19 protein-coding genes are annotated in these 22,795 nt (G+C 53.8%); 17 read left to right on the top strand and 2 right to left on the bottom strand.

The features are described 5' to 3' along the window. The 5 genes from BST81_RS25085 to BST81_RS25065 form a co-directional block, all read left to right on the top strand. On the top strand, positions 1 to 285 hold a 285-nt coding region (locus tag BST81_RS25085), incomplete at its 5' end, for a glycosyltransferase (RefSeq protein ID WP_143780493.1). Then, on the top strand, positions 282 to 1,505 hold the full coding sequence (locus BST81_RS25080; RefSeq protein ID WP_075601248.1) for a glycosyltransferase: 1,224 nt from the start codon (positions 282 to 284) through the stop codon (positions 1,503 to 1,505). The genes BST81_RS25085 and BST81_RS25080, both read left to right, overlap by 4 nt. Before the next feature lie 66 nt (positions 1,506 to 1,571). Beyond that, positions 1,572 to 2,378 carry a 2OG-Fe(II) oxygenase gene (locus BST81_RS25075; protein WP_171974849.1) on the top strand — a complete coding sequence of 269 codons (807 nt, stop codon included), beginning with the start codon at positions 1,572 to 1,574 and terminating at the stop codon, positions 2,376 to 2,378. Positions 2,379 to 2,393: 15 nt separating this feature from the next. Next, positions 2,394 to 3,383 carry an SGNH/GDSL hydrolase family protein gene (locus tag BST81_RS25070; RefSeq protein ID WP_075601246.1) on the top strand — a complete coding sequence of 330 codons (990 nt, stop codon included), beginning with the start codon at positions 2,394 to 2,396 and terminating at the stop codon, positions 3,381 to 3,383. A gap of 258 nt (positions 3,384 to 3,641) precedes the next feature. Beyond that, complete coding sequence (locus BST81_RS25065; RefSeq protein ID WP_253188486.1) at positions 3,642 to 4,985, top strand: glycosyltransferase family 4 protein; 1,344 nt, start codon at positions 3,642 to 3,644, stop codon at positions 4,983 to 4,985. Between the two features lie 100 nt (positions 4,986 to 5,085). On the opposite strand, the gene BST81_RS25060 is transcribed toward BST81_RS25065, so the two are convergent. Together BST81_RS25060 and BST81_RS25055 are read right to left on the bottom strand one after the other, a co-directional pair. Continuing rightward, entirely contained in the window at positions 5,086 to 7,416 is a 2,331-nt protein-coding gene (locus BST81_RS25060; protein WP_075601244.1) for a polysaccharide biosynthesis tyrosine autokinase, read from the bottom strand. 148 nt (positions 7,417 to 7,564) lie between these two features. Then, entirely contained in the window at positions 7,565 to 9,085 is a 1,521-nt protein-coding gene (locus tag BST81_RS25055; protein ID WP_216351456.1) for an SLBB domain-containing protein, read from the bottom strand. Between the two features lie 567 nt (positions 9,086 to 9,652). On the opposite strand from BST81_RS25055, the gene BST81_RS25050 reads away from it, so the two are divergent. From BST81_RS25050 to BST81_RS24990, 12 genes are all read left to right on the top strand, one after another. Beyond that, complete coding sequence (locus BST81_RS25050; RefSeq protein WP_216351455.1) at positions 9,653 to 10,315, top strand: dual specificity protein phosphatase; 663 nt, start codon at positions 9,653 to 9,655, stop codon at positions 10,313 to 10,315. A 198-nt stretch (positions 10,316 to 10,513) separates the two neighbouring features. Further along, entirely contained in the window at positions 10,514 to 11,329 is an 816-nt protein-coding gene (locus tag BST81_RS25045) for a prohibitin family protein (protein WP_075601243.1), read from the top strand. 60 nt (positions 11,330 to 11,389) lie between these two features. Next, positions 11,390 to 12,205, top strand: coding sequence for a prohibitin family protein (locus BST81_RS25040; protein ID WP_075601242.1), 816 nt, complete (start codon positions 11,390 to 11,392; stop codon positions 12,203 to 12,205). Between the two features lie 215 nt (positions 12,206 to 12,420). Then, the gene (locus BST81_RS25035) at positions 12,421 to 16,116 is read left to right on the top strand and encodes a hydantoinase B/oxoprolinase family protein (protein WP_075601241.1); all 3,696 of its coding nucleotides are present in this window, start codon (positions 12,421 to 12,423) and stop codon (positions 16,114 to 16,116) included. Between the two features lie 43 nt (positions 16,117 to 16,159). Further along, positions 16,160 to 16,444, top strand: a complete 285-nt coding sequence (locus BST81_RS25030; RefSeq protein WP_083637079.1) for a PqqD family protein — start codon at positions 16,160 to 16,162, stop codon at positions 16,442 to 16,444. Next, positions 16,419 to 16,850: a lasso peptide biosynthesis B2 protein gene (locus BST81_RS25025; protein WP_075601240.1), complete on the top strand. Its 432-nt coding sequence runs from the start codon at positions 16,419 to 16,421 to the stop codon at positions 16,848 to 16,850. The genes BST81_RS25030 and BST81_RS25025 overlap by 26 nt, the downstream gene beginning before the upstream one ends. 1 nt (position 16,851) lies before the next feature. Beyond that, positions 16,852 to 17,496 carry a pyridoxamine 5'-phosphate oxidase gene (gene pdxH / locus BST81_RS25020; RefSeq protein WP_075601239.1) on the top strand — a complete coding sequence of 215 codons (645 nt, stop codon included), beginning with the start codon at positions 16,852 to 16,854 and terminating at the stop codon, positions 17,494 to 17,496. Positions 17,497 to 17,847: 351 nt separating this feature from the next. Further along, a complete protein-coding gene (locus tag BST81_RS25015; protein WP_075601238.1) occupies positions 17,848 to 18,078 on the top strand; it encodes a hypothetical protein in 231 nt (76 codons plus the stop codon). Next, positions 18,075 to 18,335, top strand: coding sequence for a PIN domain-containing protein (locus BST81_RS29315; RefSeq protein ID WP_363080851.1), 261 nt, complete (start codon positions 18,075 to 18,077; stop codon positions 18,333 to 18,335). The genes BST81_RS25015 and BST81_RS29315 overlap by 4 nt, the downstream gene beginning before the upstream one ends. A 367-nt stretch (positions 18,336 to 18,702) precedes the next feature. Beyond that, complete coding sequence (locus BST81_RS25000; RefSeq protein ID WP_075601237.1) at positions 18,703 to 22,131, top strand: helicase-related protein; 3,429 nt, start codon at positions 18,703 to 18,705, stop codon at positions 22,129 to 22,131. A gap of 38 nt (positions 22,132 to 22,169) precedes the next feature. Continuing rightward, positions 22,170 to 22,385 carry a transcriptional regulator gene (locus tag BST81_RS24995; protein WP_075601236.1) on the top strand — a complete coding sequence of 72 codons (216 nt, stop codon included), beginning with the start codon at positions 22,170 to 22,172 and terminating at the stop codon, positions 22,383 to 22,385. Continuing rightward, the gene (locus BST81_RS24990; protein WP_075601235.1) at positions 22,382 to 22,789 is read left to right on the top strand and encodes a type II toxin-antitoxin system VapC family toxin; all 408 of its coding nucleotides are present in this window, start codon (positions 22,382 to 22,384) and stop codon (positions 22,787 to 22,789) included. Before BST81_RS24995 ends, BST81_RS24990 begins: the two co-directional genes overlap by 4 nt. The last annotated feature ends 6 nt before the right edge of the window (positions 22,790 to 22,795 follow it).

Genomic DNA, 22,795 nt, shown 5'->3' with positions numbered 1-22,795 from the left:
GCTGTGGCCGAAGCCATGATGGCGGGGTTGCCCGTCATCGTTACCCCAGAAATCCAGATCTCCCCAGAGGTCGCAGCCGCCAGAGCCGGTCTGGTCGTCCCTGGAACCAGCGATGCCCTCGCAGCAGCGATCGTCACCCTCCTCACCACCCCCGGCCTGGGGCGGGCGATGGGCGATCGGGGGCGGGCCTATGCCACCTGCACCTATGCCTGGGATGAAATTGCCGCCAAGCTTGCTGGAGCCTACAGTACTATCGGGCCGAACGTCAGGGAGGTAACCTCATGAAAATTCTGCATGTGACACTCTCTGTGTCTCCGCGTCGGGGTGGCCCCAGCGAGGCGATCCTGAACCTGGTGCGTTCCCTGCGAGCCCAGGGGGTGGACGCCGAAATCGCCACCACCAATGACAATGGGGCGGATGGCTCGGCTCCCCTGGAAGTACCGCTCTATCAGCCAGTGGACTATGATGGCGTGCCCGTACATTTCTTTCCCCAATCCTTTCCGCCGATCGATCGGCTGGCATTGGGCAAAGACCGGGGGTTTGTCTTCTCGGCCAGCCTCACCTGCTGGCTCTGGAAGCACATCCGGGACTACGATGTGCTGAATACCCACTACCTGTTTTCCTACCCCTCGACCTGTGCTGGGGCGATCGCCCGTCTACAACAGGTTCCCTACACCATGCGGGTAATGGGCCAGCTCAGTCCCTGGGCTCTAGCCCAGAGTCGTCTCAAGAAGCAGGTCTATGCCACCCTCCTGGAACGATCCAACCTGAATGGAGCAGCAGGAGTCCACTGCACCTCCGCTGGAGAAGCCCAGGATGTCCAGTCTTTTGGGGTTCAGGCTCCCCTGATCACCCTGCCCCTGGGGGTGAACCGGATACCTGTCTCCTCCGAGGCGGGCCACTGGTTACGTCATCGCTATGGGATTGCCCCAGACACCCCGATCGTCCTCTACCTCTCCCGTCTCCATTACAAGAAACGGCCTGACCTGCTGATCCAGGTTCTCGGTCAACTAGCTGCCCAGCATCACTCCTTTCACCTCATCCTGGCGGGCTCAGGTGAGCCTGAATACACCGCCTACCTGGAACAACTGATGACCAGCCTCGGCCTCACCGATCGCGCCACCCTGACTGGTTTCGTCGCTGGCCTCGACAAACAACTTCTCCTGCAGGGGGCTGACCTGTTTGTTCTGCCCTCCTACTCGGAAAACTTTGGCATTGCTGTGGCCGAAGCCATGATGGCGGGGTTGCCCGTCATCGTTACCCCAGAAATCCAGATCTCCCCAGAGGTCGCAGCCGCCAGAGCCGGTCTGGTCGTCCCTGGAACCAGCGATGCCCTCGCAGCGGCGATCGTCACCCTCCTCACCACCCCCGGCCTGGGGCGGGCGATGGGCGATCGGGGGCGGGCCTATGCCACCCGCACCTATGCCTGGGATGAAATTGCTCACCGTCTGGCAGAGACTTATGGGGCAATTGTGGAAAGTCGCCATCTCTGGTGCCCCTCCTGACAAAAACCTTGACAGATTACGGTATGGTGATGCATCACTGTAATGCTGGATTGGAGCCAAAATCCGATGCTAAATTACGATCTATTAGAGAAAAATGTTGAGCAGTATGCCAAACAATTTCGTGAGGCTCAACCCTTCCCGCATCTGGTGGTCGATGATCTGCTAGATCCTGAAGTCGCCATGGCAGCCTCCCAGGTTTTCCCTCAAATGACGGAAATGGACGTGCTCAGCGATTTCCGTCAACACAAGGCTCAAGACCCTGACATCGGCAAATTTCATCCCATCTTTAGCAAGATTATTTTTGAGCACCTCCATTCCCCACGCCTGTTGCAGGTTCTCTCCCAGATCACGGGCATGCCAGACTTACTGGCTGATCCTCAGCTCTATGCTTCTGGTCTGGCCCAGGGAGGAGATGGATGTTTCCTCAATGTTCATATTGACAACAGTTCCCATCCCGTAACCCACCATTATCGACGGCTGAACTTGCTCCTCTATCTCAACCGGAACTGGACCGAGGAGAAGGGCGGACACCTGGAACTCTGGTACCCGGATATGTCCCGATCGGTGGCCATTCTGCCAATCTTTAATCGCATGGCCATTTTCGCCACCGATCGGCGGTCCTGGCATGGGCACCGTCGCGTCAACACCCCAGATGGAGATTCGCGCAAATCCATCAACATTTACTACTTCACAGAAGCCTCTCCGGATGGGACAGATTATTACCACATCACCTCTTTTCGAGCTCGTAAAGAAGAAGTTGTGAATCAGGTTCTCTATCCTGTTGACAACATGCTCCGCACCGTTGTTCGCAACTTACGACCTAAAAAGGATGAGCACGCAGTCCTGTACAACCAACAGGATGAGCAACCATGATGCCTGTTACAAGCTATGAAGGGTGCTAAAAGATATCGACGACTTTTGGGTGCGATCGCGTTCCTGGTTATAGTGGCTGTGATCGAAATCAGCCTCCGTCTGGGCTTTGGTTTAGGTGATCCAGTTTTACTGCAGGCAGAACCCGATCTGGGCTACCGCTTTCAGCCCAATCAGTCCAAAGTCCGGTTTGGTCGAAAAATTGCCTACAATCAATTTTCCCAGCGTTCAGATCCCACCACCCTGATCAAACCGGCAGGTCGGCTGAGAATCCTGATGACCGGTGACTCAGTCCTGAACGGTGGAGCCCCGATCGACCAATCCCAAACGATCACTGCTCTGTTTCAGACCCAATTACAGCAGGCCGGACACGCAGCAGAAGTTCTCAATGCTTCGACCGGCTCCTGGGGCATTGGAAATGTGCTGGCTTACCTCAAACGCTTCGGAACTTTTGCAAGTGATGCTTTAATTTTAGAAATTGGGAATAACGATCTGGTTCAACCAACTAGCACCCCCGATCGGGTCGGGCGTGATCCAGATTACCCCGATCGCCCCCCTGGTTCTGCTATTCAGGAAGTAATGGGTCGTTATCTCTGGCCCTCGATCGCCCTCAGGTTAGGGTTCCAGCCCGGTTCAACTGAAATTCCAACTGCCGTAGATCCGGTTGCCCAGTTGGAGGCCAATCAACGAGATCTGCAGCAAATTATTGCCCTAGCTCGTGCTCAAGCCCTGCCAATTTTTGTCGTGTTCGTTCCCCAGCGCTACAGTCTACTGCCCGCATTGTGGGTTTCCCCCTACAAAGCCCCTATTTTCAGTATCCTGAAATCTCTGGATGTTCCTATTGTTGATGTTCAACAAATCTGGTCAGAACTCCCTGCTGATGTGATTGCCGCTTATTTTCGTGATTACGACCATCTCACAGTGGCAGGTAATCAAGCAATTGCGACCTTGCTGTTTCAGCGAATTTGTGTCGCGAAACAGCTACCTGCCTGCATTCCCAGGCAATAACTGTAAATAAGTATTCCAATTTACCCGCACTTAAGTAGAGGCGTTAAGATAGCCTCAAAACATAGGATATCAAAATCCAGAAAAGGCGTGATCATTCTGAGATCTGATGTTATTTTTAACAGGAATGCTACGGGAGAAAGGCAGATGCATAGAATGCTCAAAAAAGAAAATTTGAAAATATTTCAATTAACCTTTACTCGGTAGCAGATTGGCATGAGGAATGGAAAGAATCCGGATCAACATTCGGTTAATCTATGTGTGATTACACAATTTTACCCGCCTGATTATGCCGCTACGGGACAACTGATTGAAGAGTTGGTATCTTATCTGGCGAAACATGGGGTGCATATTCAGGTATTTACGGGACAACCCGGTTATGCTTTTGAAAAACAATCTGCTGCCACTGTGGAATATGTTCACCAGACATTAGTCCGGCGATCGCGAACTGCACGTCTCTGGCCTCAGCGGATTCGAGGAAAAGCACTCAACGGGCTGCTATTCGCATTGCGATCGGTGCTGCACCTATTTCGAATTGCCCCCCAACGAAATATTCTGCTGGTGACAACTGCACCGCCCTATCTGCCTTTTCTGGGCTATGTCGCTAATGTTTGTTTTGGCCTGCCTTATCTTTGTATTCTGTACGATTTGTATCCAGATGTTGCTGTTGAACTCAAAGTCATTGAGCCCGATCATGGCTTAACCCGTCTGTGGAACTCCATGAACCGAAAGGTATGGCGGCGAGCTGAGTCTTTGATTGTTTTGAGTTCAACCATGCAAGACCGAATTACTAAGGCATGCCCAGAAGTCGCCGATAAAATTTCTGTTATTCATAGTTGGGCTAATCCCGATTGGATCCTGCCCATTAATAAAGTTGATAACTGGTTCGCCCATCAATACAATCTGGTCCATAAGTTCACTGTTTTGTATTCCGGTAACATGGGCCGCTGCCATGATATTGAAACCATCCTGGACACTATCACGTTGCTTCGAGATGAGCCCGTACAGTTTGTCTTCATTGGAGGAGGGGCTAAACGGCAAAGTTGTATCACGGAAGTGAAGTCCCTAGGGCTGCAAAATTGCCTGTTCCTACCCTATCAGGATAAGCAGGTCATTCCCTACTCTTTGACCGCCTGCGATCTCTCTTTAGTCAGTATTGGCCCTGATATGGAGGGTCTGATTGCCCCCAGTAAATTCTATGGCAGTCTGGCTGCTGGTCGTCCGATCGCCGCGATTTGCGCCTCTCATTCTTACCTGCGTCCAATCATCGCTGATGCCCGTTGTGGTGCCACCTTCGATATTGGGGATAGTCAGGGTCTGGCTGCGTTTATCCAATGTTTGATGGCAGATGCTGACCTGTGCCAGCGCATGGGCTTAGCTGGACGCCAGTATTTAGAGAGTCATTTTACGCTGGATATCATTGGCAAAAAATATCTCCACCTGCTCCGCACAACAGCCAAAACAATTGCCCACAACGACTATGAAGCAGAAATGCCCATCAATACCAACGGTAATGGCAATGGCAGCCCCCATGGGCACGATCGCGGAATTTCATCGACCAAACCCAGCCTCACCCAAAGGCTGGCAAAATGGCCTCGTCATTAACCCGTAATGAAACAGGGAGATGGGCGCACCGCCCGACGATCAGAGACGTTGCTAGCAACGTCTCTGATGTTTTTTGGGTCTGCAATGTCTCTGTCGATGTTTAACCCGACACCGGGGTTTCCTCACTCATAGCAGGCTTAGCCTGAGCGTAATACCGACGGTAATAGGACTGGTAGTAATCCCCGGTGGTATAGTTCTCAACACCATTGGCTACGATCCCCAACACACTCGCCGCCGAAACCTTCAGCCCATCCAGAGCCTGCATCAGCACCGAGCGATCGGTCCGACCCAGCCCCACCACCAGCACAATCCCATCGGTGTGGGTGGCTAGCAGACTGCTATCAGCCAGGCCCAGCAGGGGCGGCGTATCATAAACCACCAGATCAAACTGGCTCCGGAATTGCTCTGCTAGATTTTGCATTCGCTTGGAAGACAACAATTTAGTCGGGTCAGGTGGAATTTGTCCCGCCGTTAAAATAAACAGGTTGTTCTCCATCGGGGAAGGCTGAATCACATCTTCCGGATCCAGATCACCCGCAATCAGATTACTTAACCCACGCATATTCACCACATTCATAATCGAATGCACCTGAGGTCGGCGCAAGTCAGCATCAACCAGCAACACGCGCTGACCCATCGCCGCCGCTGCCTGGGCTAAATGCACCGCGACGGTCGATTTTCCATCCGCAGGTACCGCTGACCCAACCACTAGAGAGCGAATCGGCTCGTCAGAACTGAGAAAACGAATGTTGGTATATAAAGATCGGAAAGAATCCATAAAAGGGGAAGCGTTATAGTACCCCGATCGGGATCTTCTCGTCAGCCCAGCAACGTCTGGATCTTCCAAGGTGAGGGACTCAGTAGCGGGTTCTAAACTTCCTGCCGTTCGATCGGCCTGTTCCAGGCCCATCATCGGGCTGGTCAATCGGAGATCTCGGCTATGGGGGATAATTCCCAGCAGCGGTAATCGGGTCGTATCTTTCAGATCATTGGCAGAGTGGAACACATTATCCAGCTTCTCAGCCAGCAGGGCCGCTCCCATCCCCAACAATAAGCCTGCAATCACACCCACAGTCAGGTTGCGAGGAATATTGGGCGAAATGGGCAGAATCGGCACATAAGGCGTGGTCAGAAGCTGCCAGGGTAAGGCTCTCTGAGCGGCCTCCAACTGCAGATTTTCCCGGGTACTGAGGAAGCGGTTCAAACTCTCGGTGGCCACCTTTAACTCCCGCTGCAGGTCCGTATATTGGCGAGCTAGGGAGGGCACCAGGGCAAACTGCTGCTTCAGTTGCTGATCCGTTGTCGTGAGGGCCTGCATCCGAACTTCTAGGGTCTTGAGTTTGTTGGAGGCCGCAATCATCTGGCGACTCAGGTCGATGGAGGTTTCGGTCAGATTAGGATTGGCCGTGGTCGATCGACCAGCCCCTAACACCCGCTGGGATTCCAGATTGAGTAAGGGCAGCAAACTTTTACGCTTTTCCAACAACACCTGCATGTTCGGAGAATCCGCCTGGAATCGGGTAGACTCCGTAGCGATCTTGAGTTCTACTTCCTGAAGCTGGTTCAACAGGTTTTGATACCGTCCCGACTCACTCAGGGAGGCGGCAACGATCGCTTCCTGAGGTTGATACCCAACCTGCTGGCGTAACGCAGCGTAAAGCGATTGTGTCTGGGCCAGTTCAGCCTGTGTGTCTTGCTTTTGGCGCTCAATATTGCTGAGCTGACCGGCCAGATCAGCCCCCCGCGACTCCGGATCCACCAGACTATAGCGTTGCCGGAAGCGCTCCAGATCAGTTTGTAACTGGTTCACCCGCTTACGCAGATCTGGCAGTTGCGCTTCCACAAACTGCACCCCCTGCTGCAGGCTGGTTTGACGCAGCTCAATACTGTACTGCAGATACACTTCTGCCAGCTTATCCAGCACCAGTTTGATGGTCTGAGGGTCCTTATCCCGATATTCCACAATCAGAATCTTGGTAGACCGACCTTCCTCATCCTGCACCTGCCGAATCAGCAGTTTACCGGCCAGTTCCCCGTAGCTCATTTGGGGATAGGTTTTTTGCACCCGTTTGACCACATCGGCCAGAATTTGTGGACTCCGGAGGACTTCAATCTGGGTGGCGTAGTCAAAACTGGATTGGGTTCCAAAGAGCAACACTTCAGGGGATTTGCTCAGGTTAGTGACTGGCTCCACCAGCACCTGGAAACCAGCCTGGTAGACCGGAGTGCGGGTGAGGGTCCAGCTCCAGATCGAGCCTGTTACCGCCAGGGCCACCCCCGCAATAATCCAGATGCGCCGCCGGACAATGCCGAGAAACTGCTTCAGGTTGAACTCATCTTGCTCGTACCCAGCAGCGTAATACGTGAGCGGCAGGGGTTGGGGCTGGGCTGGGGTGGGAGGAGGTGGAAAGTTATACGGTTGAATCTGCATAGTTCAGCCTGTGGATGGGTGAGCTGGGTCAAGTCGGTGGGCCCGCAAGGGGAGCAAGTAAGACAAACTGGAGCATAAGGATAGCTGAATTGTCAACCTGCCACCCAGCTTATCAAAAAGTTTTAACATGGACTGGCACAAAAAGCGTTCAAAGTCCCAGTAATCGGAACAATCCAAAGATGCCAGTAATTGGGGACACGATCGGGCCAAAGATGGTCCCAAAGGTATCTCCAAAACTAACCACCCCTGACTTATTCACGATCACCGTATCGTTGTTGCGTAAAGGCGGGTTCGTCTGTTCACCAACACCTTTCGCAAAGTCCACCCCAATGCTGGTCTTCGTCACCGTGCCATTGAGGTTGAGCCGAACCAGATCGACCGATCCCTGATCAGCCCTGTTATTAAATCCGCCAGCCGCCAGAATCGCCTGATTCAGGGGCGTATTGGGCGGAACTTTGATGGCTCCCGGTCGAGCCACTTCTCCGACCACATTGATCACAATCTCAGCAGGAGAGAAACTGGCTGAGGCCAGTTGGGTCGCTTCGGCGGTGCTTAACTCGGTGGCCACGGGAATCACGATCGTATCCCCATCCTGCAGGGGAATATCCTGCCGCAGATCTCCTTCCTTCAGGAGTTTCCAGAAATCAATACTGACCAATTGTTCAGACCCAGCCTTGGTAAACCGACGCACCTGAATCCGTCGAATATCCGCCGACTGAGTAATTCCACCTGCCAACTGAATAGCACGGGTGACTGTCGGTGCTTTGCTTGCCCCTTCGATCGTGACCTTATAGGAACCCGGTCGGGAAACTTCCCCCACAATCCCAATATTCAGAGGCCGGGGGTCTGTGCTGGAGAAATTGGTCGAGGTAATTTGAGTCGCTTCCGCCAGATTCACTTCCGTCAACAGGGGCACAAAAATAGAATCCCCATCCCGCAGCAGTAAGTCCTGGGTCAAATCCCCTTCCTGAGCCAACCGCCACAGATCAACCCGGATCACCTGTCCCGGCCCCCGCCCCTTAGGACGGGGACGATGGATTTCAATAAACCGAATATCGGCCAACTGGGTGGTTCCACCCGCCTCCTGCAACATTTTGGTCACGGTTGGGGTAGTCGTTGCCGCCAGATAAGCCCCAGGGCGATTCACTTCCCCTGCCACCGCAATCTTGATCGGGCGAGGGGTCAACAGGGTTAGCGTAATCACCGGACGTTTGAGGAAACGGGTGTAGCGGGTCGCCAGATCGGCAGAGGCCTGTTCCAGGGTCAGCCCCTGCACAGGAACCCGACCGACCAGCGGCAGGTTGAGGGTGCCGTCGGTTAACACCTGGTTCTGCCCACTGTATTCAGGAACATTGAAGATGTCGATTCTGATGGCATCGCCCGGTCCTAGGGTATAGCCTTCTTCCACCTGAGCTGGTGTGACATAGGCAGGCTGGCGACGCACCGGGGGTAGGGGCACCGATCGCCGATCGCGCGGTAGCGGTTGAACCTGGGGCGATGGCTTCATCCCCGGGGCTGAGGTAGCCGGGGCATCAGTCGGGAGTGGCGTGGCTCCGGGCAGTTGGATGGATGTAGGGGGAGACCCCGACCCCGATTCCATGACCTGAGCCAGGGAAGGGAGGGGGGACCAGGCAACGCCAACCACACCCAGGAGGAGGGTGTTACCCATGAGCTTCAGTATTTTTTGAGGTCTCCGCATAACTTAACTCTCTTAAACGAATGCAGCAGTGTTCTGAATCAATCGACCCTGGGGGCAATATTGTACCCGTGAGTTTAGCTCATCTTGACAAATTGGAAAGATCCTGTTTTGCAGGTTGACGTTAAAACTACTTGCTATCCGGCCATTTTTACAATAGATTCGTGCAATCTTCCAGCCCAACCCCAATATTCCGGGTCGTTGGTAGGTACTATCTGCGTTCAAGTATTGTTACGGTTGCTAACATAGGGTTAATCGCCCTATTTCTTAAAGAATCCTGTTTCTCTTGAAACAGTTTGGCTGCAGATCCTGTCTATTCCCCTATAGTCCCTCTGACAGCTCTTTCCTGGGTTCTAATTGGGTGGTATCTGGTTGACAATATATTTAGTTGGCAACATATACATGTAGCTAGATGTAGATGTAGCTAGATGTGCCCATCTGCTCTAACCGTTCAACTCCGGTCATAGATCAATCAGAAAAGGTGATTTATAACGGTGTTGATCAAAGTTACATCCTTTTAAGAGGGCATCTCTGTGCGTCGTGGTTCCGTCGTCCTGGTCTTCCTTCAGTCACTCTGCGGATAAGTGGGTGCGAAAAACAGCGTTCTATCACCTTAAGCAATTCCTCTGGCGGATCGTGCAGTTTTTCGTTCCGTTTAGGAAGGCTCGTGACCACTCCCCCGCCCGGAAAGCGGCTTATCAGAAAGCAGCCGCCCGACGGGGCAAACTGCGTATGAGTTGGGTCATTCCCGGCAAGCTAGCTGTTGGCGGATCACCCCAGCCAGGGGATAGTGCCGTACTGGCCCAGGCCAATATCAGAGTTGTCCTCTCTCTGTGCGCCAATTCTGAAGAACCTTTACCCGAAGATGTGAGCCAAAGCTTTCGCTGCCTACGCCTGGTCCTCCCCGACAGCCATTACCGCAGCGAAATGAAGCCCAGTCAGTTAATGGCGGCAGTGGATATGATTCAACACAGTATTGAACATCATCTGCCTATCTATGTTCATTGCCTGGCCGGAATTGAACGATCGCCCACCGTTTGCATTGCCTATCTATGCCGCTACCGCAATCTGGAGTTGTGGGAGGCCCTGAACTGGCTGAAACAAGTTCACCCCTTGTCCATGCCGACAGAATCCCAACTCCGAGCGGTACTCGCCCTATTGCGGGAATATCCCTATCCTCAAGATCGAAAGATTAAAACTTGAACAGGGTGGTCATGGGTCATTTGATGGGTTGAGTCCCTGGTGAAGCACCGATGACTCCTGTTAAATGTCATGGGTCATTTGATTTGTTAAGGATCATGGATTCAATAGAGTGAATCATGGGGATGCAGGGGCGTTGCCTCCAAATCTCCACTTTATGTAATCCTCGTTCTTAAGTACCAACAATGAGGTTCTGATGCGATGAAATCTTCTACCTATCCTCTCTATCTGACTGGAGGGGTTGTGCTGATCCTTGGAGCATTACTCTTTCGCCCCTTCACCATCGTGAATGCCGGACAACGAGGTGTGATCATGCAGTTCGGCAAAGTCCAGGACAGAATCCTGGATGAGGGCTTACATCCAATCGTCCCGATCGTGACTACGATCGAGAAAATTAACGTGCGGGTCCAGAAGAATGATGTCAAAGCAGAAGCGGCCTCTAAAGACCTGCAGAACGTCACCGCAGATATCGCTGTCAACTGGCACGTTGATCCCCTGAAGGTGAATCGGGTCTTCCAGCAGGTCGGAGATGAGGGTCAAATTGTCAACGGCATTATCACGCCCGCCGTTTCAGAGGTGGTCAAAGCTGCAACAGCCAAGAAAACAGCCGAGGAAATTATCACCCGCCGGACTGAATTGAAAGGGGAGATCGATGACCAGATCCGGGAACGGCTGAAGCCTTACGGTATTATCATCGACGACGTTTCCCTGGTTGATGTCAGTTTCTCGGCAGAGTTTAATAAGGCGATCGAGGCCAAACAGATCGCTGAGCAACAGGCCAAACAGGCAGACTTTATTGCCCAACGGGCTGCCAAGGAAGCTGAAGCCGAAGTCAATCGAGCGAAGGGACAGGCTGAAGCCCAGCGCCTGCAGCGTCTGACCCTGACACCAGAACTGCTCCAAAAGCTGGCGATCGAAAAATGGAATGGCCAGTTTCCCGTCGTCATGGGGGGAAATGGAGCCCTGCCATTTATCAATATCGATCCCGGTAAGCTCTCCTCAGTTCAGAAAAACTGAGGCAGGGCCATATGACTGCACCGTCTCCTATCCACTGTCCCGTCCATAAGGAAAGAAGCTGTGAAATCAACTGATTCCTCCAGAACCGCGACGATCTCCCTGATCCTGGCTTTGCTCCTCCTCCTGATGGTGACCGTTCTGAAACCATTTGTGATTGTCAATGCGGGGGAACGTGGAGTTGTGATGCAATTTGGTCGAGTCCTACCAGAAGTTCTGGGAGAAGGGATTCACCCCATTGTGCCTGTGATCAACACCGTCCAGAAATTGAGTGTGCGGGTGCAAAAGCACCAGATCCCGACCCAGGCTGCTTCCAAAGACCTGCAGGATGTGTTTACCGATGTGGCCCTAAACTGGCATATCGTGCCCACCCAGGCTAATGTCATGTTTCAAGAGATTGGGGATGAAAACCAGGTGGTGCAGCGGATCATTAACCCCGCAGTCGAAGAAGTTTTGAAAGCCGTGATGGCCCGGTACACCGCTGAGGAGATTATTACCAAGCGGGAAGAGGTCAAAGCAGGGGTTGATCAATCCCTGACGGGTCGGTTGGCCAATTACTATATCGGGGTCGATGATATTTCCCTGGTGGGAGTTCATTTCTCCGATCGTTTCAGTGAAGCAGTGGAGGCCAAGCAGATTGCCGAACAGGAAGCGAAACGAGCCGAATTCGTCGCGGTGAAAGCCACCCGCGAAGCCGAAGCGGAAGTCAACCGCGCTCAGGGCACAGCTCAGGCACAGCGGTTACTGCGGGAAACCCTGACGCCGGAACTGTTGCAAAAGCAGGCGATCGAAAAGTGGGATGGCCACTTCCCAACCGTTCTAGGGGGCAATGGGGCCCTGCCATTTATCTCTCTGGATGGGGCCTTGCCCAAGCCTTAAAAAGGTTGTCTGGAAACAGGGATACTCCAACGGATTAAGAACTTATTAAGACTTCGCCACTCTCCAGGGGGGGCAGTTACCCTGGAATTCTAAGATACCTCCTAACTGCGTCCAAGCTCCATCTGCTGCTGCAATTTGTGCATAGGTGGGGCTTCTCTTTTGTCGAGCCCCGTGAGACGGTTTATCCATATCTCACGGGGCGATTGGAAAATCCTATGACCACAGGCTGGCAATTCTGGATCGATCGGGGTGGCACGTTCACCGATATTGTTGCTCGCCGACCCGATGGACAGCTAATTCTCCACAAATTACTGTCAGAAAATCCAGGCCGGTATAGGGATGCAGCCATTCAGGGCATCCGAGACCTTCTGGGGCTGGTATCCGACCAACCCATCCCCACAGACCAGATTGCCGTGGTCAAGATGGGAACTACTGTGGCCACGAATGCTTTGCTGGAACGCCAGGGCGATCGTACTCTGCTGCTGATCACCCAAGGTTTTGGGGATGCCCTGCGTATCGGGTACCAGCATCGCCCGGACATTTTCGCTCGCCAGATTGTCTTGCCGGAGATGATTTATGAACGGGTGATCGAGGTCGAGGAACGATATTCGGCCCAGGGAGAAGAATTGGTCCCCATCACGCGCCCCGTAGAGACAGGATTAATCGCGTCTCTACGGGGCGCGTATGACGATGGGTTTCGATCGTGCGCGATCGTGTTCCTACACGGCTACCGCTACCCCAATCATGAACGGCAGGTGGCAGCCCTGGCCCGCCAGGTTGGTTTTACCCAGATCTCCATGTCCCATGCCGTCAGTTCCCTGATGAAGCTGATTAGCCGGGGGGATACAACGGTAGTGGATGCCTACCTCTCCCCAATTCTGCGTCGCTATGTGGAGCAGGTTAGTCAATCCCTCTCTGCCTCAGGGAACAGATTCCCCTCCCTGCTGTTCATGCAATCCAACGGGGGACTGGCGGAGGCCCGATCGTTCCAGGGCAAGGACAGCATCCTGTCGGGACCATCTGGCGGCATTGTCGGTGCAGTCGAAACCAGTCTCAGGGCGGGGTTCGATCGCATCATCAGTTTCGATATGGGAGGCACCTCCACCGATGTGGCCCATTACCGGGGAGAGTACGAACGCACCTTTGAGACGGAGGTTGCTGGGGTACGCCTGCGAACGCCCATGATGGCGATCCATACGGTGGCAGCCGGGGGAGGCTCCATGCTCCGGTTTGAGGATACGGGCTATCGGGTGGGGCCAGCCTCTGCTGGAGCCTATCCGGGGCCAGCCTGCTATCGCAATGGGGGACCCCTGACAGTGACGGACTGTAACGTCATGCTGGGGAGACTGCAACCGGAGTTTTTTCCCAGGATCTTCGGGACTGGCGGTGATCAACCCCTGGATCAGGCGATCGTCCAGGAACGATTTGCGGAGTTGACTCGCCAGATTCAGTCGGCGAAAGGGGATCACCGCACTCCAGAGCAGGTGGCCAGGGGCTTTTTGACGATCGCCATCGAGAAAATGGCAGCAGCAATCAAAAAAATCTCCGTGCAGCGCGGCTATGATGTCACGGACTACACCCTCTGTTGTTTTGGCGGAGCCGGTGGCCAACATGCCTGCCTGATTGCCGAGGCCCTGGGGATGCAACAGGTCTTTATCCATCCCTATGCAGGGGTTCTATCCGCCTATGGGATGGGGCTGGCCAGTCTGCGCGTTTTGCGCGAACGGGCTGTGGAAGCCCCGCTCACCGAGGCGCTCATGCCCCAACTGAAGGCTATTCTGGCCGCACTGGAGGCAGCGGCCTCTGGGGAACTCACCCGCCAATCCCCGACGGGACTGGACATAACCCTGGCAGTATTGCCCCGGGTACATCTGCGCTATGAGGGTACTGATTCAGCCCTGATTGTTGAGTTCGGGGAGCGGGCCACCCTGATCGATCGCTTCACCCAGGCCCATCAGCAACGCTATGGATTTACCTCGAGCAGCCGCCCTCTGATCGTCGAGGCCGTGGCGGTTGAGGTCGTGGGTCAGATGCCCCACCCACCAGAGCCCGTCCTTGCGCGATCGCGCAAGGGAGCCCCAGTGGCGATCGCCCAGGTGCCGATGTATAGCGCCGATCACTGGCAGACGACCCCCGTCTTCCAGCGGCAGGATTTGCAACCGGGCGATCACTTCGCTGGTCCCGCCATCCTCCTCGACACCACCAGCACGACCATCCTGGAACCGGGCTGGCTGGCTCAGGTGACCGATCGGGGGGAGGTAGTGCTGCGTCGGCATTGCCCTGCTGACGCTCCTGTATTGTCCCTCCCCACCGCAGCTCTGCCCCAAACCCCGGACCCCGTACTGCTGGAAGTCTTGAGCAATCAGTTTCAGTCGATCGCCGAACAGATGGGACTGACCCTGCAAAACACCAGTTCCTCCGTCAACATCAAGGAACGGCTGGACTTTTCCTGCGCCATTTTTGATCAGCAGGGGCAACTGGTGGCCAATGCGCCCCACATCCCCGTCCATCTCGGCTCTATGGGGGAAAGTGTCCAGGCTCTGATGGCCTCCCACGGTGCGACCCTGGTCCCCGGTGATGTGTATGTCCTCAATAATCCCTATGACGGGGGCACCCATCTCCCAGATGTGACCGTAATTACACCGGTGTTTTGTCAGGAGAGCCATCCTGGCCGTCCTGCTTTCTATGTGGCTTCCCGAGGGCACCATGCCGATATCGGGGGCATCACTCCCGGTTCCATGCCCCCCCACAGCACCAGTCTGGATCAGGAAGGCGTGTTGCTAGACCGGGTGCTACTGGTCGATCGGGGCCAGTTCCGGGAACAGGAACTCCTGGATCTCCTGACCGCAGGCCCCTATCCGGCCCGCAATCCGGCCCAGAATATCGCCGATTTGAAGGCCCAGATCGCCGCTAACGAGTGGGGTGTGCGAGAACTGCAGCATCTGGTCCAGCAGCATGGACTGGCCCTAGTGCAGACCTATATGGGCTTTGTCCAGGAGCAGGCAGAGGCTGCCGTGCGGCGGGTGTTGGACCAGTTGGCCCAGCGGTTAACGCAACAGCGCTTTACCTATGGGATGGATAATGGCAGCCAGATTCAGGTTACCGTATCCCTACAGCCCGCAACTCGTAGTGCCCGGATTGATTTTACGGGTACTTCTCCTCAGGAACCCAACAACTTCAATGCTCCCCTGGCCGTTTGTAAGGCAGCCGTACTCTACGTCTTTCGCACCTTGGTGACGGAAGCGATTCCCCTCAATGCCGGGTGTCTTAGACCCTTGGAGGTGATCGTGCCAGAGGGCTGTCTGTTGCATCCCCACTATCCGGCTGCGGTGGTGGCGGGCAATGTGGAGACCTCCCAGGCGATCGTTGATGCCTTGTATGGGGCTTTGGGGGTGATGGCCGCCTCCCAAGGGACGATGAATAACTTTACTTTTGGCAACGATCGCTACCAGTACTATGAAACCCTCTGCGGGGGCTCCGGGGCCGGACCCGATTTCGATGGCACAGATGCCGTCCACACCCACATGACCAATTCCCGCCTCACCGATCCAGAGGTGCTGGAATGGCGGTTCCCAGTCCTCCTCCAGAGCTTTGCCATACGCCCCCACAGCGGCGGCCAGGGTAAGCACCGGGGCGGCCATGGGGTAATCCGGCGGATTCAGTTTCGGGCCGCTATGACCGCAGGCATTCTGGCCAATCGCCGGATTATTCCCCCCTTTGGACTGGCTGGGGGGCTGGCTGCTGCCCCTGGGCGCACCTGGGTCGAGCGAATCGATGGGACGACGACGGAATTGGGCAGTACGGCCACGATCGCCCTGCAACCGGGAGATGTGTTTGTGATTGAGACCCCAGGGGGGGGTGGCTACGGATTGCCAGATTCATCTCGCTATTTTGGCGAGGATGCACTATAACCGTATCCAGATCGCAGAATGCTTGAGACAGGAGGTTTGCAGAATGATGTCAATCACCTTTACAGAAGGCACCCGGGTTCCCCCCGATGTGCTGGTCCGGGAACTGGATGGTGAATCCGTCATTCTGAATCTGAATACAGAGCGCTATTTCGGGTTGAATGAAATGGGTACCCGCATGTGGTCAGCTCTAACCCAATCGACTTCGATTCAGGCAGCTTATGAGACCCTACTGACTGAGTATGATGTGGATGCAGACTTGTTGCGTCAGGATTTGCAACACCTGGTAGAACAGTTAATTGAACATGGGCTGGTGGAAATTCACTCATAAATGCCAGACCTTCTGGCAATTGTCCTGGGCCGATCGCCGCACCTTTCTGGCGACCCTGTTCCTCTTGCCAGGCATGGCCCTGGCTCTACAGATCCTGGGTTTCCGGCGCGTCTGGGATTACCTCAATCGCGGTCCTGCACCAGCCCCGGCTGACCCCACTCATCTGCACGCCAGACTCCAGATGATCCATCTGGCCACCCGTTACTGTCCTTTTCGAGCCAATTGCCTGCAGCGATCGCTGGTCCTCTGGTGGCTGCTCCGTCAGGCGGGAGTCTCCACTGCTTTACGGATTGGGGTCCGCAAAACCGCTGCCGATCTCTCTGCCCATGCCTGGGTTGAGTATGAGGGACAGGTGTTAAATGACCAGGCAGACATTCATCAGGTTTTCGCCCCCTTTGAAAAATGATATGACCCTATCCATCGCCGATTTACGCAAAGACTACAAACTTGAAGCCCTGACTGAAACCGAAGTTGACCCCGACCCAATTCGCCAGTTTCAGTTGTGGTTTGACCAGGCGATCGCCGCTCAGTTGCCCGAACCCAATGCCATGACCCTAGCCACTGCAAGCCGAGACGGTGTTCCGTCTGCCCGCATCGTGCTGTTGAAAGGGGTGGACGATCGGGGCTTCACCTTCTTCACCAACTATGAAAGCCACAAAGGGCAGGAGTTGCGCGACAACCCTCAGGCAGCTCTGGTATTCCTCTGGCATGAACTGGAGCGTCAGGTTCGCATCGCAGGCCCAGTGGAACAAGTCTCTGAGGCCGAGTCAGATGAGTATTTTCAGATCCGTCCCCTGAGCAGCCAGTTAGGGGCCTGGGTGTCGCCCCAGAGCCGGGTTATCCCCGATCGGGATTTTCTGGAGCAGGGGCTGCAGAGGGTCGAGGCAGAGTATCAGGGTCGCATGATTCCCCGTCCGCCCCACTGGGGCGGCTATCGCGTCTGTCCTGTGGCGATCGAATTCTGGCAGGGGCGGCCCAGTCGCCTGCACGATCGGTTGTGTTATCGGTTCCGGGGCGATCGGACCTGGACCCTAGAACGGCTGTCTCCCTGACCCGATCAATCTTAGATAAAATTGCCGTGCATCTCTGCAGGGAATCTGAAAATATTCGGAAAGATTTGGACTATCCAGTTTTAGTGTGAATATTATGTGGAAATAATCTACCCAAACAGTAAATTAAGTGGATTATGTTGACTCTTTCTGCCTATCCATCCGAAATTGGGATCTGAGGCGAAAAGTTTTTCAGTCTATTAATAGTTGGACAGCGAGAGTCGTCTAGTCACAACCAAGCTCTTTTGGAAAGTGAACAAGTGGCTGGAAGCCGTAACATCGCCATCAGCTTGGTCATTAAGGATAGGATCGCTCATACTAGATGGTAAATCCCGTTGAATCTGGGAGCAATTTATGTTGTCACAAGAACTAAAAGTACAAATCTTCAAATTGCCGCCCAGCGATCGCCTCGCACTGATCTCTGCCATTGTTGAGTCCTTGCAAGATACAACGGTTGCTCAGTCTGACCGTTCCGGTGCAATCCGACGGATGAGGGGATTGTTGAAAACAGAGCAGCCTGCGCCGACTGATGAAGAAGTGGCAGTGATGCTGGAAGAGAGACGGGTGGAGAAGTCTCTTCAGTGAGAGTTTTAGTTGATACCAACATTGTTCTGGATTTTTTATTGCAACGAGAGCCATTTTCTCAGAATGCGGAACTGCTGTTTCAGGCAATCGATGTAGGCGAGATTGTCGGCTATGTTACAGCAACAACACTAAGGATCGTGGATTTAATAACTCCGAGATTTTCAGCCCTCACCCCCAACCCCCAACCCCTCCCCCTCTCCCGGCGGGAGAGGGGGCAGGGGGGTGAGGGCAAGCAGAAGTTTATCGGTGTTATTTAATTCTCATTCCTAACGGATATTTTCTATATCTCACACAGGCATACCCGGAGTGTTGAGCAAGCGCGGCAAGCAGTCTCAGAAATACTGACCGCCATGATGATTTGTCCTGTGAGGTGAAAGTCTCACGCACGGTTTTGAAGCCGAGCGGAGGGAGCGATCCCTTCGCTTAGGTTAACTGTGCCGCTTAGGTTATCTGTTGGGGCGGTGCTTGAAGTTCTTCTGGTTGGCATTGAAAATTCAGGGCGTGAGCATTGGTAGGACTGCACTTCATGATTCTCAGCAGGGCAAAGGGTAGCGTTTAGCCAATTGAAAACCTGCCGGATATGATTGATCACGTCAGCCCAAAATCCTGCTCTGTATAAAATCCATGTCCAGTATTTACGACAATATCGAGCAACCCATCCTGCCTGAGTTGCAACATTACCTGAAGCAAGCCTACCGTGCTGATTTCTGTGTGGGCTATTTTAATTTGCGGGGATGGCGACAAATTGATGCCGATATTGAGCGGTTTGAGGGTAGTGAGGGGCAGGCTTGTCGATTGCTGGTGGGGATGTACCGTTTGCCGAAGGAGGAATTACGGCAAGCGTTAGCGATCGGGGTTGAGCCAGAGCGGATTGATCAGGGGCAGGCGATTCGGTTACAAACCTTGATGGCACAGGAGTTCCGCCAGCAACTAACCTATGGTGCTCCCAGTACCGCTGATGAGGAGGGTTTGCAGCGGTTGCGATCGCAACTCCTCGCCCACAAATTGCAGGTCAAGTTGTTTTTGCGGCATCCCCTCCATGCCAAGCTGTATCTGATTTATCGCCGCGATCGCGCCACGCCCATCATTAGCTATGTGGGCAGCAGTAATTTGACCCTTTCTGGACTGAGATCTCAGGGTGAGCTAAATGTGGAAGTGGTGGATCGGGATGATACAAGTAAGCTGAAGCAGTGGTTTGAAGAGCGTTGGGACGATCGCTTTTGCTTGGATATTACGGAGCAATTAGCAGAAATTATTGATGAAAGTTGGGCGGGGCGATCACTCAAGCCCTATTTTGTCTATCTAAAAATGGCGTATCACCTATCTCAAGAAGCGCGGGATGGGTTGAGTCAGTATCGCGCTCCTGCCAGTTTTGGACTGTTGCCCTTTCAGGAAGCGGCGGTGCAAATTGCCGCACACCATGTCAGCAAACGGAATGGGGTGATCATCGGCGATGTAGTTGGGCTGGGCAAAACTCTGGTGGGGACGGCGATCGCCCATCTCTGCGAGGAAGACTACGGTACCAGTACGCTGATTATCTGCCCGAAGAACCTGGAAAAAATGTGGCAGGGTTACATCGATCGCTATGGCTTGCGGGGCAAGGTAGTGCCGATTAGCCGAGCGATTCAGGAATTGCCCAATGTGCCAGCACGGTTTCGGTTGGTGCTGATTGATGAAAGCCACAACCTGCGGAACAAAGAGGGTAAGCGGTATCAAGCAATTAAAGACTACATTGAGCAGAGTGGCAGTCGATGTATTTTGCTGACGGCAACGCCTTATAACAAGACCTATCTGGACTTATCGGCTCAGTTGCAGTTATTTTTGCGTCCGGATGCCGACTTAGGCATTAAGCCAGAAGCCTACATTCGCAGAATTGGCGGTGAGATGCAGTTCCGCCGCAGGCATAGCACTAGCCCGGTGCGATCGCTCTTGGCATTTGAGCAAAGTCCAGAGCCGGAGGACTGGCAGCAGTTGATGAGTCGCTACATGGTGCGACGAACACGCAGTTTTATCAAGAATACCTATGCCAGACAGGACGGGGAACGGTACTATCTGGAATTTGCCGATGGGCGGCGATCCTATTTCCCGATCCGTCGTCCTCAGACGGTTCGATTCACCATGGTCGAACCCCACGATCCCTATGCTCGGCTGTATGCCGATCGCGTGGTGGATATCATCAACGCGCTCAATTTGCCTCGCTATGGATTGGGGTTATACATTGCGCCTTTGCCAAGCCCGATCGCTAGCATTGAGGAAGAGCAATTGTTAGCCAATCTTTCCCATGCGGGGCAGCGGTTGATGGGCTTTTGCCGCACGAATTTGTTTAAGCGATTAGAGAGTAGCGGTGCTGCCTTTATCCAGTCGTTGGAACGACATATTCTGCGGAATTATGTGTATCTTCATGCGATCGCCCACGATCTTCCGCTGCCGATTGGTACCCAAGATGCCGTGTTGCTGGACGAGGTTGGCAACGACGAGGAGGTCGATTCACTCTTGAGCCAGGATTGGGAAACGGAAGACCCTCATCCCCTAACCCCTTCTCCCAGGGAGGGAGAAGGGGAACAAGAAATTCAAAGTCTCTCTCCCTTTTTGGGAGAGGGATTTAGGGTGAGGGCTAGTGAGGACTTCGCTCAACGGGCAGCGGAAATCTATCGTTTGTATCGAGAGCAATACTCCCGTCGGTTTAAGTGGATTCGTGCCAATCTGTTTCGTCCAGAGTTGCAGCAGCATCTTCAGCAGGATGCCACCGCTTTGATTGGAATTTTGCAACTGGCAGGCAATTGGAACCCATCGTCGGATGCCAAGTTAGGGGCGCTGGTGGAGTTATTACAACAGCAGCATCCTACGGAAAAGGTGCTGATTTTCACTCAGTTTGCCGATACGGCTCGGTATCTGGCAAGAGCGCTCGAAGACCAGGGTATTCAGCAAGTGGGCTTAGCAACGGGACAATCGGCTGACCCGACGGCTCTGGCTTGGCGGTTTAGTCCCATCAGTAATGAGAAACCCATTCCAGCATCAGAGCAACTGCGGGTTTTGGTGGCGACGGATGTGTTGAGTGAGGGGCAAAACTTGCAAGATTGTGCCATCATTCTCAATTACGATTTGCCTTGGGCGATTATCCGACTGATTCAGCGGGCAGGACGGGTAGACCGGATTGGGCAGCAGGCGGACGAAATTCTCTGCTATTCATTTTTGCCTGCGGAGGGGGTGGAGCGGCTAATTAACCTGCGAGGACGATTGCGCGATCGCCTCAACGAAAATCAAGAAGTGGTAGGCACCGATGAAGCCTTTTTTGAGGATGAGCAAGCGCGGGAGATGCTGCTGAATCTCTACAACGAGAGATCGGGGGTGCTGGATGAGGCAGAAGAAGGGGATGTGGATTTGACCTCCGAGGCGTTGCAGATCTGGCAAAGCGCGATCGATGCCAACCCTGTGCTGAAGGGCATGATCGAGAAATTACCGGATGTGGTGTACTCCACCCGCGATCACGAACCGACGGGATCTGATCCAGAGGGCGTGTTGTTGTATCTCCGCACAAATGACGGCACCGATGCTTTGGCATGGGTGGACAAGGACGGCAACAGCGTCACCCAGTCTCAGATGCGGATTCTCCGTATGGCGCGATGCAGCATTGATACCCCGCCTTTGCCGCGCCATCCCCAACATCATAAACTCGTGACACGGGGGGCGGAATTGATCGCGGAGCAAACCAAAACGGTGGCGGGCACCTTGGGCAATAAGCGCAGTGCCGCTGCACGGACTTACGATCGTCTGATGGCTTATACGCAATACGTTCGAGAATCTACACCTCTACTGGCAATGGGGACAGAGTGGGAAAGCCTGGAACGGGCGATTGAGGAGATCAACCAGCATCCGTTGAAGCAAAATGCGATCGCCCGCCTCAACCGGGAATTCAAAGCAGGCATCAGTGATGAACAGTTGGCAAAACTGGTGACGTTTCTGCGGGAGCACGATGCCCTGTGTGTGATCAACCCGGAGGAACGGCGAGACGGAGCACAGATTATCTGTTCGATGGGATTATTCCAAGGCTAAAGTAGAGGTAAATTTTTGTTGATCAATGGAGTTTTTCTATGTCAACCACTGAAACCCAAATTTTAGAAATGATTCGGCAGCTACCACAGCCCGCTTTAGCAGAAGTGAAGGTATTTTTAGATTTTCTCACCTGGCGTTATCAGGAAAATTTACCCCAGCCACGGGGAGCAGCAATGGTTGCAGCCATGCGGGGTAAAGCCACATCCGGAATGACCACGGATGCAATCCTGAACTTAACGCGGGGCAATGAATGAGTAGTGTTTTGGTGGATAGTAATGTCATTCTTGATGTTTTGACCGAGGATCAGACATGGTTTGATTGGTCTTCGAGGCAATTGGCTGACTGTGCTGAACAGGGCAGTTTGCTGATTAATCCGATTATTTATGCAGAACTATCGATCGGGTTTACACAACTTGCAGAATTAGAAGCGGCGTTGCCTCAGTCTTTTTTCCAGCGAGAGCCGTTGCCCTATGAAGCTGCTTTTCTAGCAGGAAAAGCTTTTCTGAGGTATCGAAAGAGCAGTGGAGAACGGCGATCGCCCTTACCAGATTTTTATATTGGTGCCCACGCAATGGTTGCTGGGTTGAATCTGTTAACAAGAGACGCAACTCGCTACCGTACCTATTTCCCTGAAGTTTTGTTGATTGCGCCCCCATAGGTCTAC

The sequence above is a fragment of the Leptolyngbya sp. 'hensonii' genome, assembly GCF_001939115.1.
GTDB lineage: Bacteria > Cyanobacteriota > Cyanobacteriia.
Note: the sequence above shows the minus strand (reverse complement) of the source record. Positions and strands in the feature narration are given on the sequence as shown.

Bases quoted from the DNA above. Each gene is read 5' to 3' on its own strand.
- BST81_RS25080 (WP_075601248.1), top strand. From the start codon at position 282: ATGAAAATTCTGCATGTGACACTCTCTGTGTCTCCGCGTCGGGGTGGC.
- BST81_RS25075 (WP_171974849.1), top strand. From the start codon at position 1,572: ATGCTAAATTACGATCTATTAGAGAAAAATGTTGAGCAGTATGCCAAA.
- BST81_RS25070 (WP_075601246.1), top strand. From the start codon at position 2,394: ATGAAGGGTGCTAAAAGATATCGACGACTTTTGGGTGCGATCGCGTTC.
- BST81_RS25060 (WP_075601244.1), bottom strand. From the start codon at position 7,416: ATGCAGATTCAACCGTATAACTTTCCACCTCCTCCCACCCCAGCCCAG.
- BST81_RS25055 (WP_216351456.1), bottom strand. From the start codon at position 9,085: ATGGGTAACACCCTCCTCCTGGGTGTGGTTGGCGTTGCCTGGTCCCCC.
- BST81_RS25045 (WP_075601243.1), top strand. From the start codon at position 10,514: ATGAAATCTTCTACCTATCCTCTCTATCTGACTGGAGGGGTTGTGCTG.
- BST81_RS25035 (WP_075601241.1), top strand. From the start codon at position 12,421: ATGACCACAGGCTGGCAATTCTGGATCGATCGGGGTGGCACGTTCACC.
- BST81_RS25030 (WP_083637079.1), top strand. From the start codon at position 16,160: ATGATGTCAATCACCTTTACAGAAGGCACCCGGGTTCCCCCCGATGTG.
- BST81_RS25025 (WP_075601240.1), top strand. From the start codon at position 16,419: ATGGGCTGGTGGAAATTCACTCATAAATGCCAGACCTTCTGGCAATTG.
- pdxH (WP_075601239.1), top strand. From the start codon at position 16,852: ATGACCCTATCCATCGCCGATTTACGCAAAGACTACAAACTTGAAGCC.
- BST81_RS25015 (WP_075601238.1), top strand. From the start codon at position 17,848: ATGTTGTCACAAGAACTAAAAGTACAAATCTTCAAATTGCCGCCCAGC.
- BST81_RS25000 (WP_075601237.1), top strand. From the start codon at position 18,703: ATGTCCAGTATTTACGACAATATCGAGCAACCCATCCTGCCTGAGTTG.
- BST81_RS24995 (WP_075601236.1), top strand. From the start codon at position 22,170: ATGTCAACCACTGAAACCCAAATTTTAGAAATGATTCGGCAGCTACCA.
- BST81_RS24990 (WP_075601235.1), top strand. From the start codon at position 22,382: ATGAGTAGTGTTTTGGTGGATAGTAATGTCATTCTTGATGTTTTGACC.